This window comes from Allobosea sp. P4_C6 (assembly GCF_056402015.1).
Map to the genome: position 1 here is coordinate 153,569 of NZ_JBFUIF010000004.1, position 21,559 is coordinate 175,127.

Annotated in this window: 19 protein-coding genes; 11 read left to right on the plus strand and 8 right to left on the minus strand. The window is 67.0% G+C overall.

Features of this window, described 5'->3' with window-relative positions; genetic code table 11:
* Positions 1-146: 146 nt before the first annotated feature.
* Entirely contained in the window at positions 147-2,057 is a 1,911-nt protein-coding gene (dxs, locus tag AC1DVA_RS04595) for a 1-deoxy-D-xylulose-5-phosphate synthase (protein WP_265052345.1), read from the minus strand.
* A gap of 181 nt (positions 2,058-2,238) precedes the next feature.
* Here dxs and AC1DVA_RS04600 point away from each other — a divergent pair, with 181 nt between their 5' ends.
* Complete coding sequence (locus AC1DVA_RS04600; RefSeq protein WP_476805124.1) at positions 2,239-3,468, plus strand: MFS transporter; 1,230 nt, start codon at positions 2,239-2,241, stop codon at positions 3,466-3,468.
* 206 nt (positions 3,469-3,674) lie between these two features.
* On the opposite strand, the gene AC1DVA_RS04605 is transcribed toward AC1DVA_RS04600, so the two are convergent.
* From AC1DVA_RS04605 to AC1DVA_RS04620, 4 genes are all read right to left on the minus strand, one after another.
* Complete coding sequence (locus AC1DVA_RS04605; protein WP_476805125.1) at positions 3,675-4,595, minus strand: pirin family protein; 921 nt, start codon at positions 4,593-4,595, stop codon at positions 3,675-3,677.
* 129 nt (positions 4,596-4,724) lie between these two features.
* Positions 4,725-4,994: an exodeoxyribonuclease VII small subunit gene (locus AC1DVA_RS04610; protein WP_476805126.1), complete on the minus strand. Its 270-nt coding sequence runs from the start codon at positions 4,992-4,994 to the stop codon at positions 4,725-4,727.
* 287 nt (positions 4,995-5,281) lie between these two features.
* Complete coding sequence (locus AC1DVA_RS04615) at positions 5,282-5,746, minus strand: Lrp/AsnC family transcriptional regulator (RefSeq protein ID WP_173049670.1); 465 nt, start codon at positions 5,744-5,746, stop codon at positions 5,282-5,284.
* A gap of 148 nt (positions 5,747-5,894) precedes the next feature.
* Entirely contained in the window at positions 5,895-6,407 is a 513-nt protein-coding gene (locus tag AC1DVA_RS04620) for a tyrosine phosphatase family protein (RefSeq protein ID WP_476805127.1), read from the minus strand.
* Positions 6,408-6,527: 120 nt separating this feature from the next.
* Between AC1DVA_RS04620 and AC1DVA_RS04625 the strand changes: the two genes are divergently transcribed.
* Complete coding sequence (locus tag AC1DVA_RS04625) at positions 6,528-6,683, plus strand: hypothetical protein (RefSeq protein WP_476805128.1); 156 nt, start codon at positions 6,528-6,530, stop codon at positions 6,681-6,683.
* Positions 6,683-7,087, plus strand: a complete 405-nt coding sequence (locus AC1DVA_RS04630) for a thioesterase family protein (protein WP_476805129.1) — start codon at positions 6,683-6,685, stop codon at positions 7,085-7,087. Before AC1DVA_RS04625 ends, AC1DVA_RS04630 begins: the two co-directional genes overlap by 1 nt.
* Before the next feature lie 6 nt (positions 7,088-7,093).
* Here the strand turns inward: AC1DVA_RS04630 and AC1DVA_RS04635 are convergent, their stop codons facing one another.
* Entirely contained in the window at positions 7,094-10,666 is a 3,573-nt protein-coding gene (locus tag AC1DVA_RS04635) for a PAS domain-containing hybrid sensor histidine kinase/response regulator (RefSeq protein ID WP_476805130.1), read from the minus strand.
* A 280-nt stretch (positions 10,667-10,946) separates the two neighbouring features.
* Here AC1DVA_RS04635 and mscL point away from each other — a divergent pair, with 280 nt between their 5' ends.
* The 4 genes from mscL (at position 10,947) to AC1DVA_RS04655 (ending at position 15,357) form a co-directional block, all read left to right on the plus strand.
* The gene (mscL, locus tag AC1DVA_RS04640; protein WP_265052353.1) at positions 10,947-11,366 is read left to right on the plus strand and encodes a large conductance mechanosensitive channel protein MscL; all 420 of its coding nucleotides are present in this window, start codon (positions 10,947-10,949) and stop codon (positions 11,364-11,366) included.
* Positions 11,367-11,488: 122 nt separating this feature from the next.
* Positions 11,489-12,682 carry a pyridoxal phosphate-dependent aminotransferase gene (locus AC1DVA_RS04645; protein WP_476805131.1) on the plus strand — a complete coding sequence of 398 codons (1,194 nt, stop codon included), beginning with the start codon at positions 11,489-11,491 and terminating at the stop codon, positions 12,680-12,682.
* Positions 12,683-12,805: 123 nt separating this feature from the next.
* Complete coding sequence (locus tag AC1DVA_RS04650; protein ID WP_476805132.1) at positions 12,806-13,867, plus strand: AbrB family transcriptional regulator; 1,062 nt, start codon at positions 12,806-12,808, stop codon at positions 13,865-13,867.
* Between the two features lie 134 nt (positions 13,868-14,001).
* Positions 14,002-15,357 carry a protoporphyrinogen/coproporphyrinogen oxidase gene (locus AC1DVA_RS04655; RefSeq protein ID WP_476805133.1) on the plus strand — a complete coding sequence of 452 codons (1,356 nt, stop codon included), beginning with the start codon at positions 14,002-14,004 and terminating at the stop codon, positions 15,355-15,357.
* Positions 15,358-15,541: 184 nt separating this feature from the next.
* Here AC1DVA_RS04655 and AC1DVA_RS04660 read toward each other — a convergent pair whose 3' ends face one another.
* Positions 15,542-16,474: an SMP-30/gluconolactonase/LRE family protein gene (locus AC1DVA_RS04660; RefSeq protein ID WP_265052357.1), complete on the minus strand. Its 933-nt coding sequence runs from the start codon at positions 16,472-16,474 to the stop codon at positions 15,542-15,544.
* 151 nt (positions 16,475-16,625) lie between these two features.
* Positions 16,626-17,531: a LysR family transcriptional regulator gene (locus AC1DVA_RS04665; RefSeq protein WP_476805134.1), complete on the minus strand. Its 906-nt coding sequence runs from the start codon at positions 17,529-17,531 to the stop codon at positions 16,626-16,628.
* Positions 17,532-17,670: 139 nt separating this feature from the next.
* Between AC1DVA_RS04665 and AC1DVA_RS04670 the strand changes: the two genes are divergently transcribed.
* The 4 genes from AC1DVA_RS04670 to AC1DVA_RS04685 all read left to right on the plus strand — a co-directional run bounded on the left by AC1DVA_RS04670 (position 17,671) and on the right by AC1DVA_RS04685 (position 21,558).
* The gene (locus tag AC1DVA_RS04670) at positions 17,671-19,107 is read left to right on the plus strand and encodes an FAD-linked oxidase C-terminal domain-containing protein (protein ID WP_265052359.1); all 1,437 of its coding nucleotides are present in this window, start codon (positions 17,671-17,673) and stop codon (positions 19,105-19,107) included.
* Positions 19,108-19,278: 171 nt separating this feature from the next.
* Positions 19,279-19,566, plus strand: a complete 288-nt coding sequence (locus tag AC1DVA_RS04675; protein WP_476805135.1) for a GIY-YIG nuclease family protein — start codon at positions 19,279-19,281, stop codon at positions 19,564-19,566.
* Positions 19,567-19,735: 169 nt separating this feature from the next.
* Positions 19,736-20,923, plus strand: coding sequence for a glycolate oxidase subunit GlcE (gene glcE, locus AC1DVA_RS04680; RefSeq protein ID WP_476805136.1), 1,188 nt, complete (start codon positions 19,736-19,738; stop codon positions 20,921-20,923).
* The gene (locus AC1DVA_RS04685; protein ID WP_476805137.1) at positions 20,923-21,558 is read left to right on the plus strand and encodes a DUF2585 domain-containing protein; all 636 of its coding nucleotides are present in this window, start codon (positions 20,923-20,925) and stop codon (positions 21,556-21,558) included. The genes glcE and AC1DVA_RS04685 overlap by 1 nt, the downstream gene beginning before the upstream one ends.
* Position 21,559 lies beyond the last annotated feature (1 nt).

The window sequence follows — 21,559 nt, forward strand, 5'->3', positions numbered from 1 at the left end:
GCCATTTCGCCAGAAATGGCGTCTCGAAGGATGCTCCAGATGGTTCCGGAGTTTCCTGGAGCATCCTTCGAGACGCGATCCTCCGGATCGCTCCTCAGGATGAGGGCTGAAGGGGGCGAGACCACTGCCATGGCTGTCGGCCTGAATCAGGCGCGCTTGACGACGCTTGGCGCTCCGAGCGCGCCATCGACGGCAGCGACGATGCCGCCGGCGTCGAGCCCAGCGGCGGCATACATCGCGTCCGGCTTGTCATGATCCTGGAAGACGTCCGGCAGTGTCAGCGTCCGCACCTTCAAGCCGGTATCGAGCGCGCCGTTGCGGGCGAGCAGATGCAGCACATGGCTGCCGAAGCCGCCGACCGAGCCTTCCTCGATCGTGATCAGGATCTCGTGCTCGCGGGCGAGCTTAAGGATCAGCGACTCGTCGAGCGGCTTGGCGAAGCGCGCATCCGCGACCGTGGTCGAAAGCCCGCGCTGCGCCAGCAGATCGGCCGCCTTCAACGCTTCGGCGAGGCGCGTGCCGAGCGAGAGCAACGCGATCCGCGTTCCCTCCCGCACGATGCGGCCCTTGCCGATCTCCAGGGGCATGCCGACGTCGGGAATTTCGACGCCGACGCCCTCGCCGCGCGGATAGCGGAAGGCGATCGGCCCTTCGTCATAGGCTGCGGCGGTCGCGACCATATGGGTCAGCTCCGCTTCGTCGGCCGCGGCCATCACCACCATGTCCGGCAGGCAGGCGAGATAGGCGACGTCGAAGGAGCCGGCATGGGTCGCGCCATCGGCGCCGACGAGCCCGGCCCGGTCGAGCGCGAAGCGCACCGGCAGCTTCTGGATCGCCACGTCATGGACGATCTGGTCGTAGGCGCGCTGCATGAAGGTCGAGTAGATCGCGACGAAGGGCTTGTAGCCTTCGGTGGCGAGCCCGGCCGCGAAGGTCACCGCGTGCTGCTCGGCGATCCCGACATCGAAGGTGCGGCCGGGGAATTCCTTCCCGAAGGCATCGAGCCCGGTGCCGGATGGCATGGCGGCGGTGACGGCGACGATCTTGTCGTCCTCCCGCGCCTCCTTCATCAGGGCATTGGCGAAGACGCCGGTATAGCTCGGCGCATTCGCCGGGGCCTTGGCCTGCAGGCCGGTGATGGGGTCGAACTTGACGACGCCGTGATATTTGTCGGCGCTGGCCTCGGCCGGGGCATAGCCCTTGCCCTTCTGCGTCACGACATGGACGAGGATCGGCCCGTTGCCGGCGTCGCGGACATTGCGCAGCACCGGCAGCAGATGGTCGAGATTATGCCCGTCGATCGGCCCGACATAGTAGAAGCCGAGCTCCTCGAACATCGTCCCGCCCGTCCAGAAACCGCGGGCGTATTCTTCGGTGCGCTTGGCCTTGTCGTGGAAGAAGCGCGGCAGCCTCTCGGCGAGCTGCTTGGCGACCTCGCGCAGCGAGCGATAGGTCCGGCCCGAGACGAGCCGCGCGAGATAAGCCGACATCGCGCCGACCGGGGGGGCGATCGACATGTCGTTGTCGTTGAGGATGACGATCAGGCGCGAGCCGAGCGCGCCGGCATTGTTCATCGCCTCATAGGCCATGCCGGCCGACATCGCGCCGTCGCCGATCACGGCGATGACATTGTTGCCCTCGCCCTTGAGATCGCGCCCGACGGCCATGCCGAGCCCGGCCGAGATCGAGGTCGAGGAATGGGCGGCGCCGAACGGGTCGTAGGCGCTCTCGGAGCGCTTGGTGAAGCCGGAGAGCCCGCCCGGCTGGCGCAGCGTGCGGATGCGCTCGCGCCGCCCGGTCAGGATCTTGTGCGGATAGGCCTGGTGGCCGACATCCCAGATCAGCCGGTCGCGCGGCGTGTCGAAGACATGGTGCAGCGCGACGGTCAGTTCGACCACGCCGAGCCCCGCGCCGAGATGCCCGCCCGTCACGGAAACGGCGTCGATCGTCTCCAGCCGCAGCTCGTCGGCGACCTGTCGAAGCTGTGCATCGTCGAGCGCCCGCAGATCGGCGGAGTCGTGGATCGTGTCGAGGAGCGGCGTGGCGGGGCGGGGCACGAGGGTGTCTGATCCTTCGCTGAGACGATCTGGAAATAGAGCCTGCGCGGCGCGCTGGCAAACGGGGGGCGGGATTCCATTTTGATTCCCGAAGGGTGTCCTCCTCTTCCCACGAAACGGGTGGTTCCGGTGCCGGCAAGGCGTTTCAGTGTCCGCAGACCGTTTTCGAGGACACCGTTCGATGCAACAGACCGATACCACACCGCTGCCGGCGGCATTCAGACGCATCGGCTGGTCCAATCTCTTCGCACAGTTCTCGGAGCAGATTGCGCTGGCCGCGGCACCTCTGGCCGCGGTTCTCCTGCTCGCGGCCGGGCCGGCCGAGACAGGCTGGCTGCAGACGGCGCAGACCTTGCCCTTTCTCCTGCTGTCCATTCCCGCCGGGCTGATGGTCGATCGCGCCTCGCGGCGCCGGCTCATGGTCGGCACGGAAGCGTTGCGCGCGGTGTCCTTGCTGGCGATCCCGCTGCTGCTTGCCGCGGGCAGCCTCAACCTGACCTGGCTCGCCGTGCTCGGCGCGCTCGGCGCCATCGGCACGGTCTGCTACAGCGTGGCGGCGCCGGCCTTCGTTCCCTCCGTGGTGCCCCGCGCGCGGCTTGCCGACGCCAATCGCTGGCTGGAGCTGGCGCGCAGCGCCGCCTATGCCGGCGGCCCTGCGCTCGGCGGGGCGCTCGTCGGATGGATCGGCGTATCGACGGCCTATGGCCTCGCCGCCGGGCTCTCGATCCTCGCCGCGCTCCTGCTGGCCGGTCTACCAAAGGATGAAGCGCCGTCCGGCCCGCGGCGCGACCTGCTCGATGATCTGAAGGAGGGCGCGCGTTTCGTCGCCGGCCACGACCTGCTCAGGCCGATCCTGATGACGGCGGTCTTCTTCAATATCTCCTGGTTCATCTTCCAGGCGGTCTATGTCGCCTATGCCATTCAGAATCTCGGCCTCAGCGCGACCCAGGTTGGCGTGACCCTCGGCATCTACGGCGCGGGCATGATCGTCGGCGCCGTCCTCGCGCCCGCCATCGCACGGCAGGTTTCCTTCGGGACGCTGATCCTGCTCGGACCATTCGCCGGCCTCTGCGCGGCCGGCGTGATGCTCGCGACGCTCTGGGTTCCGTCGGTTTATCTGGTCGGCGCGAGCTTCTTCCTGTTCGGCGTCGGGCCGATCATCTGGACGATCTCGACGATGACATTGCGGCAGGCGGTGACCCCCAACGCGATGCTCGGCCGCGTGTCGGCCCTGATCATGACGGCGACCTTTGGCGCGCGGCCGGTGGGCGCCGCGATTGGCGCCTCCGTGGCGGCGCATCTCGGCATCTCGGCCAGTCTTGCCATGGCGACCGCAGGTTTCCTGATCCAATTGCTCGTGATCGGCTTTTCGCGGGTCCCGCGCCTACGGGACATTTCCGAGGCGGCCTGAGCCTGTGGCGCATCCTCTGCCGTCATTCCGGGGCAGGCCGCAGGCCTGAGCCTGGAACCCAGAACCGATGCGGCTATGAGTTCGAGCGATGGCCCCACCGCGTCCTTCTTGGAAGCGGCGTCGGTTCTGGGTTCCGGGCTCGATCCTTCTGATCGCCCCGGAATGACGGCGCATAAGCCATCGGTTGGTGTAAAAGGCCGACTGCTTCAGCCCTCGGGCAGCGGGATGAACTCGCTCTCGTCGCCGGGGACGGTATCGAAGCGGCCGGTTTTCCACTCATCCTTGGCTTGTTCGATGCGTTCCTTCGATGAGGAGACGAAGTTCCACCAGATATGGCGCGGCCCGTCCATCGGCTCGCCGCCGACGATCATCACTCGGCTCTGGTCGATGGCGAGGATCGAGATGCGGTCGCCCGGCTTGAAGACGAGGAGCTGGCCGGCGCCGAATTCCTCGCCGGCGATGTCGACCTTGCCCGAGACGATGTAGATCGCGCGCTCGTCATAGTCGGGGTCGAGCGGCAGGATCGCGCCCGGCGACAGCACGGCCTCGGCATAGAGCGCGTCCCAGGGAAACTTCACCGGCGAGGTCTGGCCATAGGCCGAGCCCATGATCAGGCTGATCCGCTTTCCGCCTTCGACGATCCTCGGCAGTTCGGGCGCGCCGTGATGCACGAATTCCGGCGCGACCTCCTCATGCGTCTTCGGCAAGGCGAGCCAAGCCTGGATGCCGTAGAGCTTCGGGCCGGTGGCTCGGGCTTCCATTCCGGTACGCTCGGAATGGACGATGCCGCGCCCGGCCGTCATCAGGTTGACCGCGCCGGGCTTGATGGCGAGCGCCGTGCCGAGCGAGTCGCGATGCATGATCTCGCCGTCGAAGAGATAGGTCACGGTCGAGAGCCCGATATGCGGGTGCGGGCGCACGTCCAGTCCCTCGCCGAGATGGAATTCGGCCGGCCCCATCTGGTCGAAGAAGATGAACGGCCCGACCATGCGCTGGCCGATCGCCGGCAAGGCGCGCCGAACCTGGAAGCCGCCGAGATCATGCGTGCGCGGCACGATCACCTTTTCGATCGCCTCGCATGAGCGGGCATCGCCCAGGATCGGATCATCGGCGGGCAGTTGCGACATGGCGGCCTCCTTGGTCAGGCCGAAGCCTGATCCCGTTCGGGCCGCCGGGCAAGCCGGCAGGTTGCAACCGGCCGTTGGCGGGCGCGCAATGTCGAGGCGCCCGCGTGGAAGCCGCGCCTCGGGCCGCGTTTAGTTGTCGACGTCGAGCGGCGTGGTACCCGTCGGCTTGCCGTCGGCGCCGAGCGTGATGCGCTCGATACGGGCTTCGGCCTGCTTCAGAAGTGCGTCGCAACGCGCCTTCAGCGCCTCGCCGCGCGTGTAGATCGCGATCGATTCCTCGAGCGGCACGTCGCCGCGCTCCAGCCGCGCAACGATGCCTTCGAGCTCCTTCATCGCAGCCTCGAAGGGCAGGGCCGCGACATCGGCATTGGAGTTGTCTTGCGTTTTGTCTTGGCTCACGGACCCGATTCCTCTTTGCGGCAAGCTTATCGGCCGGAGCGCGCTCCGCCGCAACCCGGGAATGGATCGAGCGACCGTCGGTTTGACACGGAACCAGGCCGTCATTCCGGGGCGGGCCGCAGGCCCGAGCCCGGAACCCATGAACACGACGGCAGATCAGATGGTGCTGTCGATCGGCGAGCTTACCCGTCCAACCGGTGTTCATGGGTTCCGGGCTCTTCGCTGACGCGAAGCCCCGGAATGACCGGGTGGTTCTTGGAAACGCGAATTTACAATAGCCGCCGGATTCAGACCGGCAGCGCGGACGTCTTCTTGATCGTGCGCAGCGTCAGCGTCGACTGCACGCGGGTGACGCCCGGCAGCTGCGTGATGATGTCGGTGTGGATGCGCTCGAAATCGGCGCTGTCGCGATAGATCACGCGCATCAGATAGTCGTGCGCGCCGGCAAGCAGATGGCATTCCAGGATTTCCGGCAGGCTCTGCACGGCCTGCTCGAAGCTCTCCAGCGAGGCGCGGCCCTGCTGGTCGAGCGTGACGAAGACGAAGGCCGTGCCGGGAAAGCCCGCGATCTTGTCGTCGAGCATCATGGCATAGCCGCGGATCAGGCCGCTTTCCTCGAGCTGTCGCACGCGCCGCAGGCAGGCCGAGGGCGAGAGATGCACCTTCTCGGCGAGGTCGGAATTGGTGATGCGGCCATCCTGCTGGAGAATCCGCAGGATGGAGCGGTCGCGTGAATCGAGCTCGATCGTCATGGTCACGGTAGAAACCTCCCGCGTGATGCATCGTCGCAAAATTCACGCGATGCAAGCAATCTTCTGCGCCGATATCGAGCCGACGCGCTTCTATCCGCAGCAAGCGTGGCGTGGCGTTGCAGGAATATGCGCAGGCCGAACGGCCCGTTCAGGTCAGCGGCATCGCGAAAGGCGTGCCCTCGAACGCATCGGCGCCGCGTCCGATTCGCTCGATCGCGCGGATCATCCGGCCATCGCGGCCAAGCGTTGCGTCGGCGAGAGCGACAAGCCTGACATTAGGCGTCGCCGCAGGGGCGGCGGTCCGCAATGCGTCGGCAACCTCCTCCTCGTCTCGCTCGGGGCTGATGGCGCAGGCCGCGATATAGGCGGCGGCAGTGGAGCGGCTGATGCCCGCCCAGCAATGGATCACCATCGGCGCCTCGCGGTCCCAGTCGCGCACGAAGGCGAGGAAGCGCCCGATATGGTCCTGGCCGGCGAGGACATGGCCATCCAGAGGCTGGCTGATGTCGGACATGCCGAGAAAGAGATGGCGGTTTTCCGCGATGCCGGCCGGGCGCTCGACGACGGAGCCGACATTGATCAGGGTCACGAGATGGCGGGCGCGGACGGCGGCGACGGTCTCGCTCAGCCGGGATAGCGGGGAAACATGAAGGCTGGGCAAGAGGCCGGCTCCGGGTTCCTCGGCTGGAAACGATGGGACAGACGATAGCATGATCGACAGCGCCGACGTCTCCATGACATGGAAGCCGCAACCCATCGACCTGTCCTGGCGGCGCTCCCCATGAATCTCTGGTTCCGGCTGATCTGGCTCCTGCTGACGACGCGCTTCCGGCCAAAGCTCGCGCTGCCGCGGCAAGCCTCCATCCTGCCCTTCCGGGTCTGGTTCCACGATCTCGACACAAGCGCGCACATGAACAATGGCGCTACTGGTCGCTGATGGATCTCGGCCGGCTCGATCTGATGCTGCGCAGCGGGCTGTGGCGGGCGGTGCTGCGCCATCGCTGGCTGCCCGTCGTCAATGCCGGCACCATCCGCTTCCGGCGCGAGATGCGCCTGTTCCGGCCGTTCCGGCTGGAAACCAGGATCCTGTGCTGGAGCGAGAACTGGCTGGTGATGCAGCATCGCATGCTGATGCATGGGAGCGACGGCAGGGAGATCGTCGCGGCGGTCGCGCTGGTCAGGGCGGCGCTCTACGACAAGCGTGCTCGCGCTTATGTCCCGGTCGCCCGAATCCTGAGCGAGATCGGCGTCGCCGCGACAAGCCCCGAGCCGAGCCTGGAAGTGGCGGCTTTCATCGCCTCCGAAGAAGCGATGCGCAGCGCCGCCTCGACGGCGGTCTGAACCGGGTTATTCGGCCGCCAGCCTTGTCGCGCGCCATTGCGCCAGCAGGGCGCGCAGCGCCGCAGGCTTCAGCGGCTTGTTGAGCAGATAGACATCGAGCGCGCTCGCGGCTTCGCGGACATGCGGCGTCCGGTCGGCGGTGAGCAGGATCGCCGGCATCGGCGTCCGGGCCCGTGCGCGCAGGGCGGTGATGGCTGTCAGCCCGTTGCCGTGGTCGAGATGATAGTCGGCGATCAGCACGTCGGCCTCGCCCTTGCTCCCGACATGCGGCAGCGCCTCGTCCAGCCCCGGCGCGATCGTGACCTGGCAGCCCCAGCCTTCGAGCAGGCGCTTCATGCCGTCGAGAATGGCGGGCTCGTTGTCGATGACGAGCAGCCGCATCCCGGCGAGCTGCCCGGCCGGGGCATTGCGCGGCGCGGCGCCGGTCGCCATCGCGGGCAGCGGCGCGGCGCGCGGCACCAGCACCGAGAAGCGCGAGCCGCGCCCCGGCGCCGAATCGAGCGTCAGCCCATGGTCGAGGGCACGCGCGATGCGCTGGACGATGGAAAGCCCGAGCCCGAGCCCGCGCGCCACCTTGGCGCCCTGGTCGAGCCGCTGGAACTCGCGGAACACCGTCTTCTGCTTGCTCTGGGGAATGCCGAGCCCGGTATCGATGACCTCGACGGCGACCTGATTGCCCCGTCGGCGGCAGCCGATCAGTACCTTGCCGTTCGGCGTGTACTTGATCGCGTTCGAGATCAGGTTCTGCAGCAGCCGGCGCAGCAGGCGCCGGTCCGAGCGCAGCGTCAGGCTGGTCGGCATGAAGACGAGCTTGAGCCCCTTCTCCTGGGCGCTGGGCTCGAACTCGCGCTGGAGCTGGCGCATCAGCTCGTCGAGCCGGAAGGAGGACAGCTCCGGCTTGAGTGCTCCGCCGTCGAGGCGCGAGATCTCGAGCAGCGCGGTCAGGATTTCCTCGACGGCGTCGAGCGAGGCGTCGATGTTCTCGGCGAGGTCCGGGTGGCCTGCCGTGCGGTCTCGCTCGACCAGCGAGGTCGCGTAGAGCCGTGCCGCGTTGAGCGGCTGCAGGATGTCGTGGCTGGCGGCAGCGAGGAAGCGCGTCTTCGAGGCGTTTGCGGCTTCCGCCTCGGCCTTGGCGCGCTGCAATTCGGCATTGACGTGCAGCAGCTCCTCGGTGCGTTCCGCGACGCGCTTTTCGAGGCTCTCATTGGCGCGTTCGAGTTCCTCCTCGCCGGCGACGGTCTCGGTGATGTCGGTATAGGTCGTGACGAAGCCGCCATCGGGCAGCGCGTTGGTGCGGACCTCGATCACCTTCTTCGAGGGAAAGAGCTTGAGGCGGACCGGCTCGCGGTCGTTGACGAAGCTCTCCAGCCGCGCTGCCATCAGATCGTCCTGCGCGCCGTCGCCATAGGCGCCGCGCGCCGCGTTGAAGCGCACGATCTCGTCGAGACCCGTGCCGAAACGCACCAGCGAGGGCGGCAGGTCGTAGAGCTGGATGAAGGCCTGGTTCCAGGCGAGCAGCCTCAGATCGCGGTCGAGCACCGTGATGCCCTGGCCGGCATGGTCGAGGCCGTGCTGCAGGATGTCGCGATTGTACTGGAGCGCGGCCGAGGCGTCGTCGAGCAGCTTGAAGGCGGCCTCGGTCGAGAGGTTGCGGCGCTTCAGCAGCAGCGAGAGCACGAGGCGCGAGGAGGCCGCGCCGATCGCCGAGGAGAGCAGATGCTCGCCGAAGCGCAGCAGGTGGATATCGGCGTCGCGGCCGGGTTCGGTGGTTTCGCCGCGGCCGGTATTGAACCCGTCGAAGGCGCGCTCGGTGCGCTCCTGGCCGAGATAGCGCGCAATGGTCGACTGCAGCTCGCCCTCGGTGACGCTGGTCCGCCAGAGCGAGAAGGACTGCGCCATGGTCGCCGGCTGGGATTCGACGAAGGCGTTCGCCTGCAGGCGCTCCATCGCATTGGCGGGCCTCAGCAATGAGAAGCCGATATAGGCGAGGACGTTGAGCCCGAGGCTCCAGAACACGCCATGCGGCAGCGCCGGCCAATCCAGGCCGAACAGCGCTTCGGGCCTCAGGCTTTCGGCGCCGAACGGGCCGTTCGCGATGATCTCGCTCCACCAGCCGCCGGGCAAAGCGAGGCTCGGCATCAGCAGCGTATAGGCCCAGACCAGCGTGCCGATCGTCAGCCCCGCCACGGCGCCGAGCGCAGTCCCCCGTCGCCAGAGCAACCCCCCGAAGAAGGCCGGTGCGATCTGCGCCGTCGCCGCGAAGGACAGTAGGCCGATCGAGACCAGCGCCGCCTCGCCCGAGGCACGGTAATAGACATAGCCGAGCAGGATCACGAGGATGATGCCGAGGCGGCGGATGATCACGACCTGGGAGCCGAGATCGCCGCCGGTGCTGCCGTTTCCGTCGCTGCTGCGGTTGAACCGCCGGCCCGCACGGCTGGGATCGCTCAGCGTGCGCCGCCCGCGCAGCAGCAGGGGCATGACGATATGGTTCGAGATCATGATCGCGAGCGCGACGGAGGCGACGATCACCATCGCCGTCGCCGCCGAGAGCCCACCGACGAAGACGAGGAGCGCGATTACCCCGGCTTCGCGCTGCAGCGGCAGCAGCAGCACGGTCATGTCGCGGTCGATGCCGCTGCCGGGGATGAGGATCTCGCCGGCCGCCGCCAGCGGCAGCACGAACAAGTTGATCAGCACGAGATAGAGCGGGAACATCCAGGCCGCCCGCCGCACGTCGCGGACATCGCGGTTCTCGACGATCGTCATGTGGAACTGGCGTGCCAGCAGCAGCGCCGCACAGCTGGACAGCAGGGTCAGCGTCAGGAAGTTCGGCCAGCTCGATGTCCGCTCCCAGATCGGTGGCATGCCGGACGGCGGCTTGGCGGCCTGGGAGAGCAGGTCGCCCGGCCCGCCGAACAGCCCGTAGACGATGAAGAAGCCGAGAACGAGGAAGGCGACGAGCTTGATCAGCGACTCGACCGCGATCGCGAGCACGAGCCCGTCCTGATGCTCGGTGGCGTCGATATGGCGCGTGCCGAAGGCGCAGGCGAAACCGGCGAGCACGATCGCCACCAGAAACGGCAGGTCGCTCAGCAGGGGCACGCCCGGCATCAGCATGTGCCCGCCGGTCGCGGTGAGGAAGACCGACAGCGAATTGGCGACGGCCTTCAACTGCAATGCGATGTAGGGCAGCGCGCCGATCACGGCGACGATGCAGACCAGCGCCGCCACGCGCTCGCTCTTGCCGTAGCGCGCGCCGACGAAATCGGCGATCGAGGTGATGTTCTGCGACTTGGCGATGCTGACGATGCGCCCGACGAAGCGATGGCCGAGGCCGATGACGAGGATCGGCCCGACATAGATGCCGAGGAAGTCGAAGCCGGCGCGATTGGCGAAGCCGACCGAGCCGTAGAAGGTCCAGGACGTGCAATAGACGCCGAGCGCCAGCGCATAGATCGTGGTGCGCGCCCGGCCGGTCATCAGCTTGCGGCCGGAGGTGTCGGCGATATGGGCGACGGCGAACAGCCCGCACAGATAGGCCAGCGCGACCAGGATGACGGACCACGTGGGGATCATGGTGCGATCCGTGGCGCTGGGATGCGCGAGAGGGGCCGGAGTTCGGGCGCCATGAACTTTCGCTTCGAAATAAGCTTCCGCTTCGAGCTTTGTGACATTTTATCGGACGCCTCCGGCCCCCGCCATAGGACATTGGCGCAAGTCATCCCCAGCTCTTTGTCGCAAAAGCCGCAATCGACGCTGTTTCGGCGGGTATTCAGGCTTTCCCTGGTCCAGCGGGTTGGTCTAGCGTCCGATATCGGCTGATGGGGAAGCTCGTCGACTAGCTTAGGGGTACAGCATGCTGAAGGAATTCAAGGAATTCGCACTGAAGGGCAATGTCATGGATCTCGCCATCGGCGTGGTCATCGGCGCATCCTTCGGCAGGATCGTCGACTCCCTCGTCCAGGACATCATCATGCCGTTCATCGGCGCTCTCGGCGGCGTCGATTTCTCGAACTACTTCTTCGGCCTCAACCGTGCGGTCACGGCCCCTGTGCTCGACGAAGCGAAGAAGCAGGGCGCCGTGCTGGCCTACGGCAACTTCGTCACGGTCGCGATCAACTTCGTGATCATCGCCTTCGTCCTCTTCCTCGTGGTCAAGGGCATCAACCAGCTCAAGCGCAAGGCGGAAGCGGCGCCGGCGACGCCCGCGGCAACCCCTGCCGATGTGGCACTCTTGACCGAGATTCGCGACCTCCTGAAGCAGAAGGCCGTCTGAGGCGGGTGGCTCGGAGGCGCTGATTCATCACCGGCGCCGATTGACCTGATCTCGCGATTTCATGCCAGCCGACGCCGCGATCGGCTAAAGGAGGGCATCGAATTTCGCGAGGTCGAAGCCCCATGAACACCACCGTCCTGCCCGGCAGCACCCTGGTCGCCGAGCTTCGGCCCGAAGCGCGCAACGCGCCGGAAAGCGGGATCGTCGAGGTCATGAACTACGGCCGGCTGCGGCCGGGCCTGATCCCGCTCTGGGTCGGGGAGGGCGATCTGCCCACTCCGTCCTTCATCAGCGAGACGGCGGCGCGCTCGCTGGCGGCGGGCGAGACCTTCTACACCTGGCAGCGCGGCATTCCCGAGCTGCGCGAGGCGCTGGCGCGCTATCACGAGCGCCTCTACGGCCAAAGCTTCTCGCCGGAGCGCTTCTTCGTCACCGGCTCGGGCATGCAGTCGGTCCAGATCGCGGTCCGCATGATCGCCGGCCCCGGCGACGAGCTCATCATTCCGACGCCGGCCTGGCCCAATTTCGGCGCAGCGGTCTCCGTCGCCGGCGCGCGCGCCGTCTGCGTGCCGATGGACTACGCCCAGGGCCGCTTCACGCTCGATCTCGACAAGCTCGCCGCCGCGATCACGCCGAAGACGCGCGGCATCCTGATCAACTCGCCCTCCAACCCGACCGGCTGGACCGCGACACGGGCCGAGCAGGAGGCGCTGCTCGCGCTCTCGCGCAAGCACGGCCTGTGGATCGTCGCCGACGAAATCTATGGCCGCTTCGTCTATGACGGTTCGGTGCGTGCATCGTCCTTCCACGACATCATGGATGCCGAGGACCGTGTCGTCTTCGTCCAGACCTTCTCCAAGAACTGGGCGATGACCGGCTGGCGCATCGGCTGGATCGAGGCGCCGGAAGCTTTCGGCCAGGTCATCGAGAACCTGATCCAGTACTCGACCTCCGGCTCGCCGGTTTTCGTGCAGCGCGGCGCCGTGGCTGCGCTCGACGAGGGCGAGGGCTTCGTCGCCGAGCAGATCGCGCGCGCCGCGGAAGGCCGCCGTATCATCTTCGAGGGCCTGAAGGCCACGAACCGAGTTACCCTCTCTGCGCCGGTCGGCGCCTTCTACCAGTTCTTCTCGGTCGATGGCCGCGAGGATTCCCGCAAGCTCGCGCTCGATCTGGTCGACACCGCCAATGTCGGGCTTGCGCCCGGCACGGCCTTTGGCCCCGGTGGTGAGACCGGCCTGCGCCTGTGCTTCGCGCGCAAGTCGTCCGATCTGGTCGAGGCTGTCGCACGCCTGCAGAAGGCGCTGACGGCAGCCTGACACGACCCCCTGCCGCAGGCACAGGGCGGCTCTGTTCCAGAGACGCTCCTGACCGGTTGACCACTGGGGAGCCCGCCGCCATGAACGGCGGGCGCCGCCTTCCTCCGGCGCGCCCGGAGCATGATGAAACCGTTCGGCTACCCATCGACCCGGCTGACGATCCTCTGGCGGGAGATCCTGGTCATAGCGCTGGCCGCGGCGGGAGGAGGCGCTTTCGCGCTGCTGGGCATGCCCGCCGCGTGGCTCTCGGGCTCGATGCTGCTGAGCGCGATCGTGGCGCTGCTGCGCCCGCTGCCGACGCTGCGGCGCCCCTGGTTCGATGCGACCATGGTGCTATCCGGCACGATCCTCGGCTCCGCCGCCACCCCGGATGCCCTGGCGGCGGCCGCGCGCTATCCGGCCTCGCTCGCGATCCTCCTGCTCGGTGTTGCCGCGATCATGTTCGCGACCGGCGCCTATCTGCGCCATGTCGCGCGCTGGCCCTGGATCGACGCGCTGCTGGCCGCCGCGCCCGGCGCTCTCTCGACCGTACTTGCCGTCGCACAGGCGAAGGGCGCGAATATCGGCCGAATCTCGGTCGTCCAGCTCTTCCGCCTGCTCGTGCTGGTGGCGCTGCTGCCCAGCGTGATGCAGCTTTCCGGCGCATCGGCAGGGATGCCTGTTCCCGATGTCCTGTCGGTCGGCGCCTCGACCATGCTCGGCGTGACGATGGCTGGGCTCGCGCTCGGCCTCGTCTTTGAGCGCCTCGGCATGGCCGCACCGCTGATGTTCGGCGCGACCTTCGCCAGCTCCTTCCTGCATGGCAGCGGGATGGTCGAGGGCTCGCTGCCCATGCCGATCCAGATCGCCGTGCAGATCCTGCTCGGCTCGACGATGGGCGGGCGCATCGCCCATATCCCGCGCAACGAACTCAGGGGCCTGTTTCCGCTCGCCATCGGCGGCTTTGCGGTCTCGATCGGCGTCGCCTTCCTCTTCGCCTGGCCGGCGGCATGGCTCGCGGGCGTCTCCTATGCCAGCGGCATGGCGGCCTTCGCGCCGGGCGGGCTGGAGGCGATGGCGATGCTCGCCTTCGCCATGAGCCTCGACACGCTCTATGTCGGCGCCCACCATCTCGTTCGCTTCGTCATCATCGGGCTGGCGATGCCGCTGGTCCTGACCCGCATCAAGAGCGCGCCGCCGCGCTGACGGTCCGCGCCGGGTAAGCTTAACAATCCATTATACTTCATCTCCTTCATTGCGAGTTCGGTGAAAATCCGAATTCACTCGCTCCTGTTAAGTCATGGCCGTCGACTTGCTTCGACGGATACGGAGCGATCTCCATGAACATCGCCGTCCAGTCGCCCAGCGTGTGGCGCCGCTTTGCCAAGCCCGTCGCGATCATCGGCGCCGGCATCGCCGGCCTGACCGCCGCCTTCGACATCGAGCGCCGGGGCCTGCGCGCCACCGTCTTCGAAAGCGGCAAGGCGGTCGGCGGCATGGCGTCGTCCTTCAAGGACGCCGACGGCTACACCTACGATTTCGGCGCGCATTTCGTCAGCAACCGGCTGGCCGATGCGATGGGCGCCAGCTCAGTCTCGAGGACCGTCCATCACTACGGCGAGGCGGTCGCGCTCGGCCAGAAAAGCTACAGCTACCCCTTCGGCCTGGCGCTTTCGCCGCGATACGCCGTCAGCGCCGTGTCGGCACGTCTCAATCCCCAGCCCGTCCAGAACGCCGCCGATTGGTTCCGCAACGCCTATGGCGAAGCGCTGGCCGAGGATGTCGCGATCCCGCTCGCCGAGGCCTGGTCGGGCGCGCCGGCGAGCGAGCTTTCGCCTGCCGTCGGCAACAAGCTCGCCGCCGGGGTGATGAAGACCTTCTATCTGAAGGCGGCCTCGCGCCTCTCGGGCAGGGCGGTCTGCAACGGCTATTCGCATGAGATGCCGGAGAGCCCGCGCGTCTACCACGTCTATCCGGAAGGCGGCGTCGCCAAGCTGCTGGAGCCGACCGTGGCCCACCTCAGTGACAGCATCGCGCTGGAATCGAAGGTCGAGCGCGTCTTCGTCGAGAACTTCAAGGTCGCCGCTGTGAAGGTCAACGGCCGCGAGATCGGCGTCTCCGCCGTCATCAGCACGGCGCCGGTCCATATCCTGCCCAATCTCGTCGAGGGCACCGACGCGCTCGACGAGCTGCGCAGCTTCCGCTACCGCCCGATGATCTTCGTCAACCTGCGCTTCGAGGGCCGCAACCTGCTGCCCGACACGATGCTGTGGGTGCCGGATCGCACGCAGCCCTTCTTCCGCGTGACGGAAGCGCCTTTCTCGATGCCCTGGCTCGCGCCGGAGGGGCGCACGCAGCTGACCTTCGACATCGGCTGCGAGGTCGGCGACGCCTGGTGGACGATGTCCGACGAGAAGCTGGCCGAGGCCTGTCTCGAAGGACTCTGCCGCATCTATCCGCATCTGCGCAGCCGCTATGTCGGCCCCGGCGGCATGCTGAAGACGCCCTTCGCCTATCCGGTCTATCTCGGCGCCTATGAGCAGCGCCGCCAGGATTTCGCCCGCAGCACCGGCGTCGCCGGCCTCTACAGCATCGGCCGCAACGGCGAGTTCGCCCATCTCCTGATGGAGGACATCTACTGGCGCACGCTCAAGCGTATGAACGACGTTGCCGACTATGTCGGGCGGGACGTATAGCGCCGCGACCCGCTGGCCTGACGCCGGTCAGAGTATCCTCGTTTTTCACCGAAACGCGTGGTCATCCCGGGCTTGACCCGGGATCCATGCCAGAGCGCTTCCGGTCAAGGTTCAGGCATGGATCCCGGCTCTCCGCTTCGCTGCGGCCGGGATGACCCGCGTTTCCATGACAACGCAGTGCGCCCTAGGGCCTCATCGCTCCGTTCGTGTGCGTCATCACCGCATAGAGCGAGGTCGTGCCGCAGATGAACAGGCGGTTGAGCTTCGGCCCGCCCCAGCAGACATTGGCGACGATCTCGGGGATCGCGACCTTGCCGATCAGCGTGCCGTCCGGGTGGTAGATGTGGACGCCATCGGTCGCGCTCGTCCAGATCCGGCCCTCGATGTCCAAGCGGAAGCCGTCGAACAGCCCCGCCGTGCAGGTCGCGAAGACTTTTGAGGCGCCGAGCGTCTCGCCATCAGCCTCGACAGTGACGGCGCGGATGTGGCGCGGCCCGTTCTCGGGATCATGGCTCGCGCCGGTATCGGCGATGTAGAGGATGCTCTCGTCCGGCGAGAAGGCGAGGCCGTTGGGCTTGACGAAATCGTCGGCGACGATCGCGATCTCGCCGGTCCGCCCGTCGATGCGGTAGACGTTGCAGGTGCCGATCTCGCTCGGCGACTTGTCGCCCTCGTAGTCGCTGAGGATGCCGTAATCGGGATCGGTGAACCAGATCGAACCGTCCGATTTCACCACCACATCGTTTGGCGAGTTCAGGCGCTTGCCGCCGAAATGGCTGGCCAGCACCGTGATCGAGCCGTCATGCTCGGTGCGCGTCACCTGCCGCCCGCCATGCTCGCAGGTGACGAGCCGGCCCTGCGTGTCGACGGTGTTGCCGTTTGAGTTGCGCGCCGGTTGGCGGAAGACCGCCGTCTGGCCCGAAAAGGCGTCGTAGCGCAGCATCCGGTCGTTCGGAATGTCGGACCAGACAAGCGAGTTGTGCGCCGGAAACCAGGCCGGCCCCTCCGACCAGCGTGCGCCTGTCCAGAGCCGCTCGACCCGGGCCGAGCCGGGAATGACGCGGTGGAAACGCGGATCGAGGACCGAAACCCCCGTGCCTTCGAGCACGCCGAACATGTCATTCCTCCCTTGCTGCCGGGTCGTCATTCTCGGGCGAAGCGAAGCGTAGACCCGCGAATCTCAGGCAGAAAGAGCAGATCTCTTGTCTTGAGATGCCCGGGTCAAGCCCGAGCATGACGGTACGGCTCGATCTCGATCCGGCAAGCGTCTAAAGCGCAAGCCCCGCATCCCAATAGGGCGTGGCGCCGTAGAGCTCGCCGAGATAGTCGACGAAGGCGCGCACCTTCTGCTCGAGATGTCGGCGGCTCGGATAGACCGCATAGACCGCGACACGCGAGCCCACCGCATAGGCCGGCAGCACGCGCTGCAAAGCCCCCGATTTCAGCTCCGGCCCGACATCCCAGGTCGAGCGCAGCGCGATGCCGACGCCCGCCAGCAGTGCCTCGCGCACGACCTCGCTCGAATTGGTGCGCAAAGGGCCGTTGACCCGGACCGAGACCGGCCCCTCCGGCCCGTCGAGCCGCCAGTGGTCGGCATTGTGGGCGATCAGGGTGTGGCGGCCGAGATCGCCGATCTCGCTTGGCGTGCCATGGGCGGCGAGATAGCCCGGCGTGGCGCAGAGGACGCGATGGTTCGGCGCGAGCCGCTTCGCGACGAGGCTCGAATCCTGCAGGTCGGCGATCCGGATCGCGAGGTCGAAACCCTCCCCGACGACATCGACGAAGGCGTCGCTGAGCACGAGGTCGACCGTCACCAGCGGGTTGGCGTCGAGGAAGCGTTTCAGATGCGGCGCGACATGCATCCGGCCGAACGAGGTCGGGGCCGAAACCCGTAGCGTGCCCCGCACTTGCCCCGCGCCGCTCGCCACCCAGGCCTCGGCCTCCTCGATCGAGGACAGGATCGAGACGACGCGCTCGTAGAAGCCCTGTCCGGCTTCCGTCAGTGCGAGCTGGCGGGTCGTACGCTGGAGCAAGCGCACGCCGAGCCGCTCCTCCAGCCGGCGGATGCGCTTGGAGATCACGGCCGGCGACAGGTTGAGCTGGCGCCCGGCCGCCGACATGCTCTTGGTCGTGACGACATGCGCGAACACGTCGAGATCGCCGAACCGGTCCATCAGCGCCCCACCTTTTCCATTTCGGAAATAATGGCTGGCTTTATGCGCACGCTGCAAGAGGCATTGAATTGGTCTAATCTGCCGCGCACAGAGAGTGTCGATGTGCGGCGCGTCCGCGCCGCGGAGATGGGAGGGAGAGATGAGCGCGATAGCTTTTCCGGTGCCGGATGCCGGCATCCTCGCCCGCCGCGAATCGATCATCGCAGGCCTCGCCGGGCTCGTCGCGCCGCAGGCGCTGATCACCAGCGATGACGAGCGCAGGCCGTACGAGACCGACGCGCTCACCGCCTATCGCCGCATGCCGCTGGCCGTCGTGCTGCCCTCGACCACGCAGGAGGTTGCGGCCGTGCTGCGCTATTGCTCCGAACAGGGCGTGCCGGTGGTGCCGCGTGGTGCCGGCACCTCGCTCGCCGGCGGCGCGATCCCGCAGGAAGATGCCATCGTCATCGGCGTCTCGAAGATGAACCGCATCCTCGAGATCGATTACGCCAACCGCTTCGCGAAGGTGCAGGCCGGCGTCACCAATCTCGCCGTCACCGGCGCGGTCTCGGCCGATGGCTTCTTCTACGCGCCCGATCCGTCCTCGCAGCTCGCCTGTTCGATCGGCGGCAATATCGGCATGAACTCCGGCGGCGCCCACTGCCTGAAATACGGCGTGACGACCAACAACGTGCTCGGCGTCACCCTCGTCATGCTCGACGGCAGCATCGTCGAGATCGGCGGCAGCCACCTCGATTCGCCGGGCTACGACCTGCTCGGCCTGATCAACGGCTCGGAAGGCCAGCTCGGCATCATCACCGAAGCGACGGTGCGCATCCTGCGCACGGCGGAAGGCGCACGGCCCGTCCTCTTCGGCTTCCCGACCAGCGAGCAGGCGGGCGCGGCCGTCGCCGCGATCATCGGCGCCGGCATCATTCCGGTCGCGATGGAGTTCATGGACAAGCCGGCGATCGAGATCTGCGAGGCCTTCGCCAAGGCCGGCTACCCGATGGATGTCGAGGCGCTCCTGATCATCGAGGTCGAGGGCTCGGATGACGAGATGGACGCCCAGCTCGCCCGCATCGTCGCCATCGCCCGCGAGCACGGGGTCGCCACCGTCAAGGAATCGAAATCGGCCATGGAGACCGCGGCGATCTGGAAGGGCCGCAAATCCGCCTTCGGGGCGACCGGCCGCATCGCCGACTACATCTGCATGGACGGCACGATCCCGACCGGCCAATTGCCCTATGTGCTCAAGCGCATGGCGGAGATCGTGAAGAGCTACGGCCTGCGCGTCGCCAACGTCTTCCACGCCGGCGACGGCAACCTTCACCCGCTGATCCTCTACAACTGCAATGACCCGGTCGAGGCGCAGAAGGCGGAGGATGCCGGCATGGACATCCTCAAGCTCTGCGTCGAGGTCGGCGGCTGCCTCACCGGCGAGCACGGCGTCGGCATCGAGAAGCGCGACCTGATGACCTTCCAGTTCAACCCGGAGGACCTGGCGCAGCAGATGCGGGTGAGGGCAGTCTTCGACGAGCGCTGGCTGCTCAACCCCGCGAAGGTGTTCCCGCTGGAAGGCAGGGTGGCGGCGTGACGAACCTCTCCGTCATTCCGGGGCTTCGCGCAGCGAAGAGCCCGGAACCCAGAGCCGATGCGGGGTATCGTTGTCTTGGTCAGGTCGATCCGCTTCATTGTCGGGCGGCATCGGTTCTGGGTTCCGGGCTCGCCGCTTCACGGCGCCCCGGAATGACGAGGGAGGATGTTGTTGCCCTTTCACGTCTACCTGCTTGCGAGCGGCCAGCATGGAACCCTCTATCTCGGCGTGACACGGGATCTCGCTCGGCGTGTTCACGAGCACAAGACCAAGGCTTACCGTGGCTTCTCCCGCCAATACGGCGTCGACAGGCTGGTTTGGCACGAGGAGCATGCGACGGCCGCCGATGCGATCGACCGCGAAAAGGACATCAAGAAGTGGCGTCGCGACTGGAAAGTCAGGTTGATCGAAGAACAAAATCCGCTTTGGAGCGATCTCTATCCGCTTCTGGCGCAATAAGCCTCCACGGTCATTCCGGGGCAGCGCGAAGCGCTGAGCCCGGAACCCAGAACCGATGTCTGCAATCGTTACCCTGGCGAAATCGTGCTGTTTCACTCCCGAATGGCATCGGTTCTGGGTTCCGGGCTCACGCCTTCGGCGTGCCCCGGAATGACGGCGGAGCTTGGTCGTGACCATCCACACTCCCACCACCGAGGCGCAGGCCTGCGCCGTCGTGAAATCCGTGATCGATTCCCGCGTGCCTCTCACCTTGCGCGGCGGCGGCACGCGCGCAGGCCTTGGGCGGCCGGCCCAGGCGGAAAGCACCTTGTCCAGTGGTGGCCTCACCGGCATCACGCTCTATGAGCCGGCCGAGATGGTCATCGCCGCCCGGGCCGGCACGCCGCTCGCGTTGGTGCAGGAGACGCTCGCCGAGCGCGGCCAGATGCTGCCCTTCGAGCCGATGGATCATCGCGCGCTCTTCGGCACCGAGGGCGAGCCCACGATCGGCGCCGTCGCGGCCTGCAATATCTCCGGGCCGCGCCGGATCAATGCCGGCGCCGCGCGGGATTCCCTGATCGGCATCCGCCTGATCAACGGCCGCGGCGAGATGATCAAATCCGGCGGGCGGGTGATGAAGAACGTCACCGGCCTCGACCTGGTGAAGCTCGTCAGCGGCAGCCACGGCACGCTCGGCTTCCTGACAGAGGTCACCTTCCGCGTGCTGCCGAAGCCGGAGCGCATCGTCACGCTGCGATGGTCCGGCCTCTCGGACGAGCAGGGCGTCGCGTTGCTTGCGAAGGCGCTGGGCTCGCCTTTCGAGCCGATGGCGGCTGCCCATCTGCCGGCAAGTCTCGCAGGCGATGCCGCGCAAACGCTGCTGAGGCTGGAGAATTTCTCGGACTCGATCGAATACCGCGCCGGCGAGCTCGCGCTGCTGCTCGGCGAATACGGCCTGCCGGATCGTCTGGAGGGAGCGGAGCCGACCGAGCTTTGGAGCGACATCCGCGACGCCGGCGTCTTCGCTGGAACGACGGAGGCCGTGTGGCGACTCTCGCTCGCGCCGACCAACGGGCCGAAGGCGGTGGCTGCTATCGCCCGCATCATGCCGGACGCGCGCTGGTTCTACGATTGGGGCGGCGGGCTGGTCTGGCTCGCCACCTCTGCGGACGGCGATGCCGGCGCGGCAGCGATCCGCGCCGCGCTGAAGCCGCTCGGCGGCCATGCCACGCTGGTGCGCGCGCCGGATGCGGTGCGTGCCGCCGTCGACGTGTTCCAGCCGCTGGCCGAGCCGCTGATGCGGGTCACGACCGGCATCAAGAAAAGCTTCGACCCGGCCGGCATCTTCGAGCCCGGCCGGATGTATGCGGGGATCTGATGGCGCTTGCTGAATCGCTTTCTTCCGAGGCACCGTCCGCGCGCAGGAGTTGGGCGCCCAATCGCCTGGGGCCTGTGACGCTCGTCCTGCTGGCGGCGCTGCTGATCGCCGTGGCGGCGGGCATCCTGCTCTGGATGGGGCGCGAGCCGATCTGCAAATGCGGGAACATCAAGCTCTGGCAGGGCACAGTGATGTCTTCCGAGAACTCCCAGCACATCACGGACTGGTACACCTTCTCGCACATCATCCACGGCTTCCTGTTCTACGGCCTGTTCTGGCTGATCCGCCGTCTCACCGGCCTGCCGATCTCGTTTGGCCTCGCGCTGCTGCTGTCCATCGTCGTCGAGAGCGCCTGGGAGATCACCGAGAACACCGATGCGGTGATCAACCACTACCGCTCGGCGACGATCTCGCTCGACTATTACGGCGACAGCGTGCTGAACTCGGTCAGCGACATCCTCTCGATGGTGCTTGGTTTCATCATCGCCCGGCTGGCGCCGGTCTGGCTGACGGTGACGAGCGCGCTGGCGATGGAACTGATCGTCGGCTGGCTGATCCGCGACAACCTCACCCTCAACGTCATCATGCTGCTCTGGCCGATGGACTGGATCAAAGCCTGGCAAGGCGGAGCTTGAG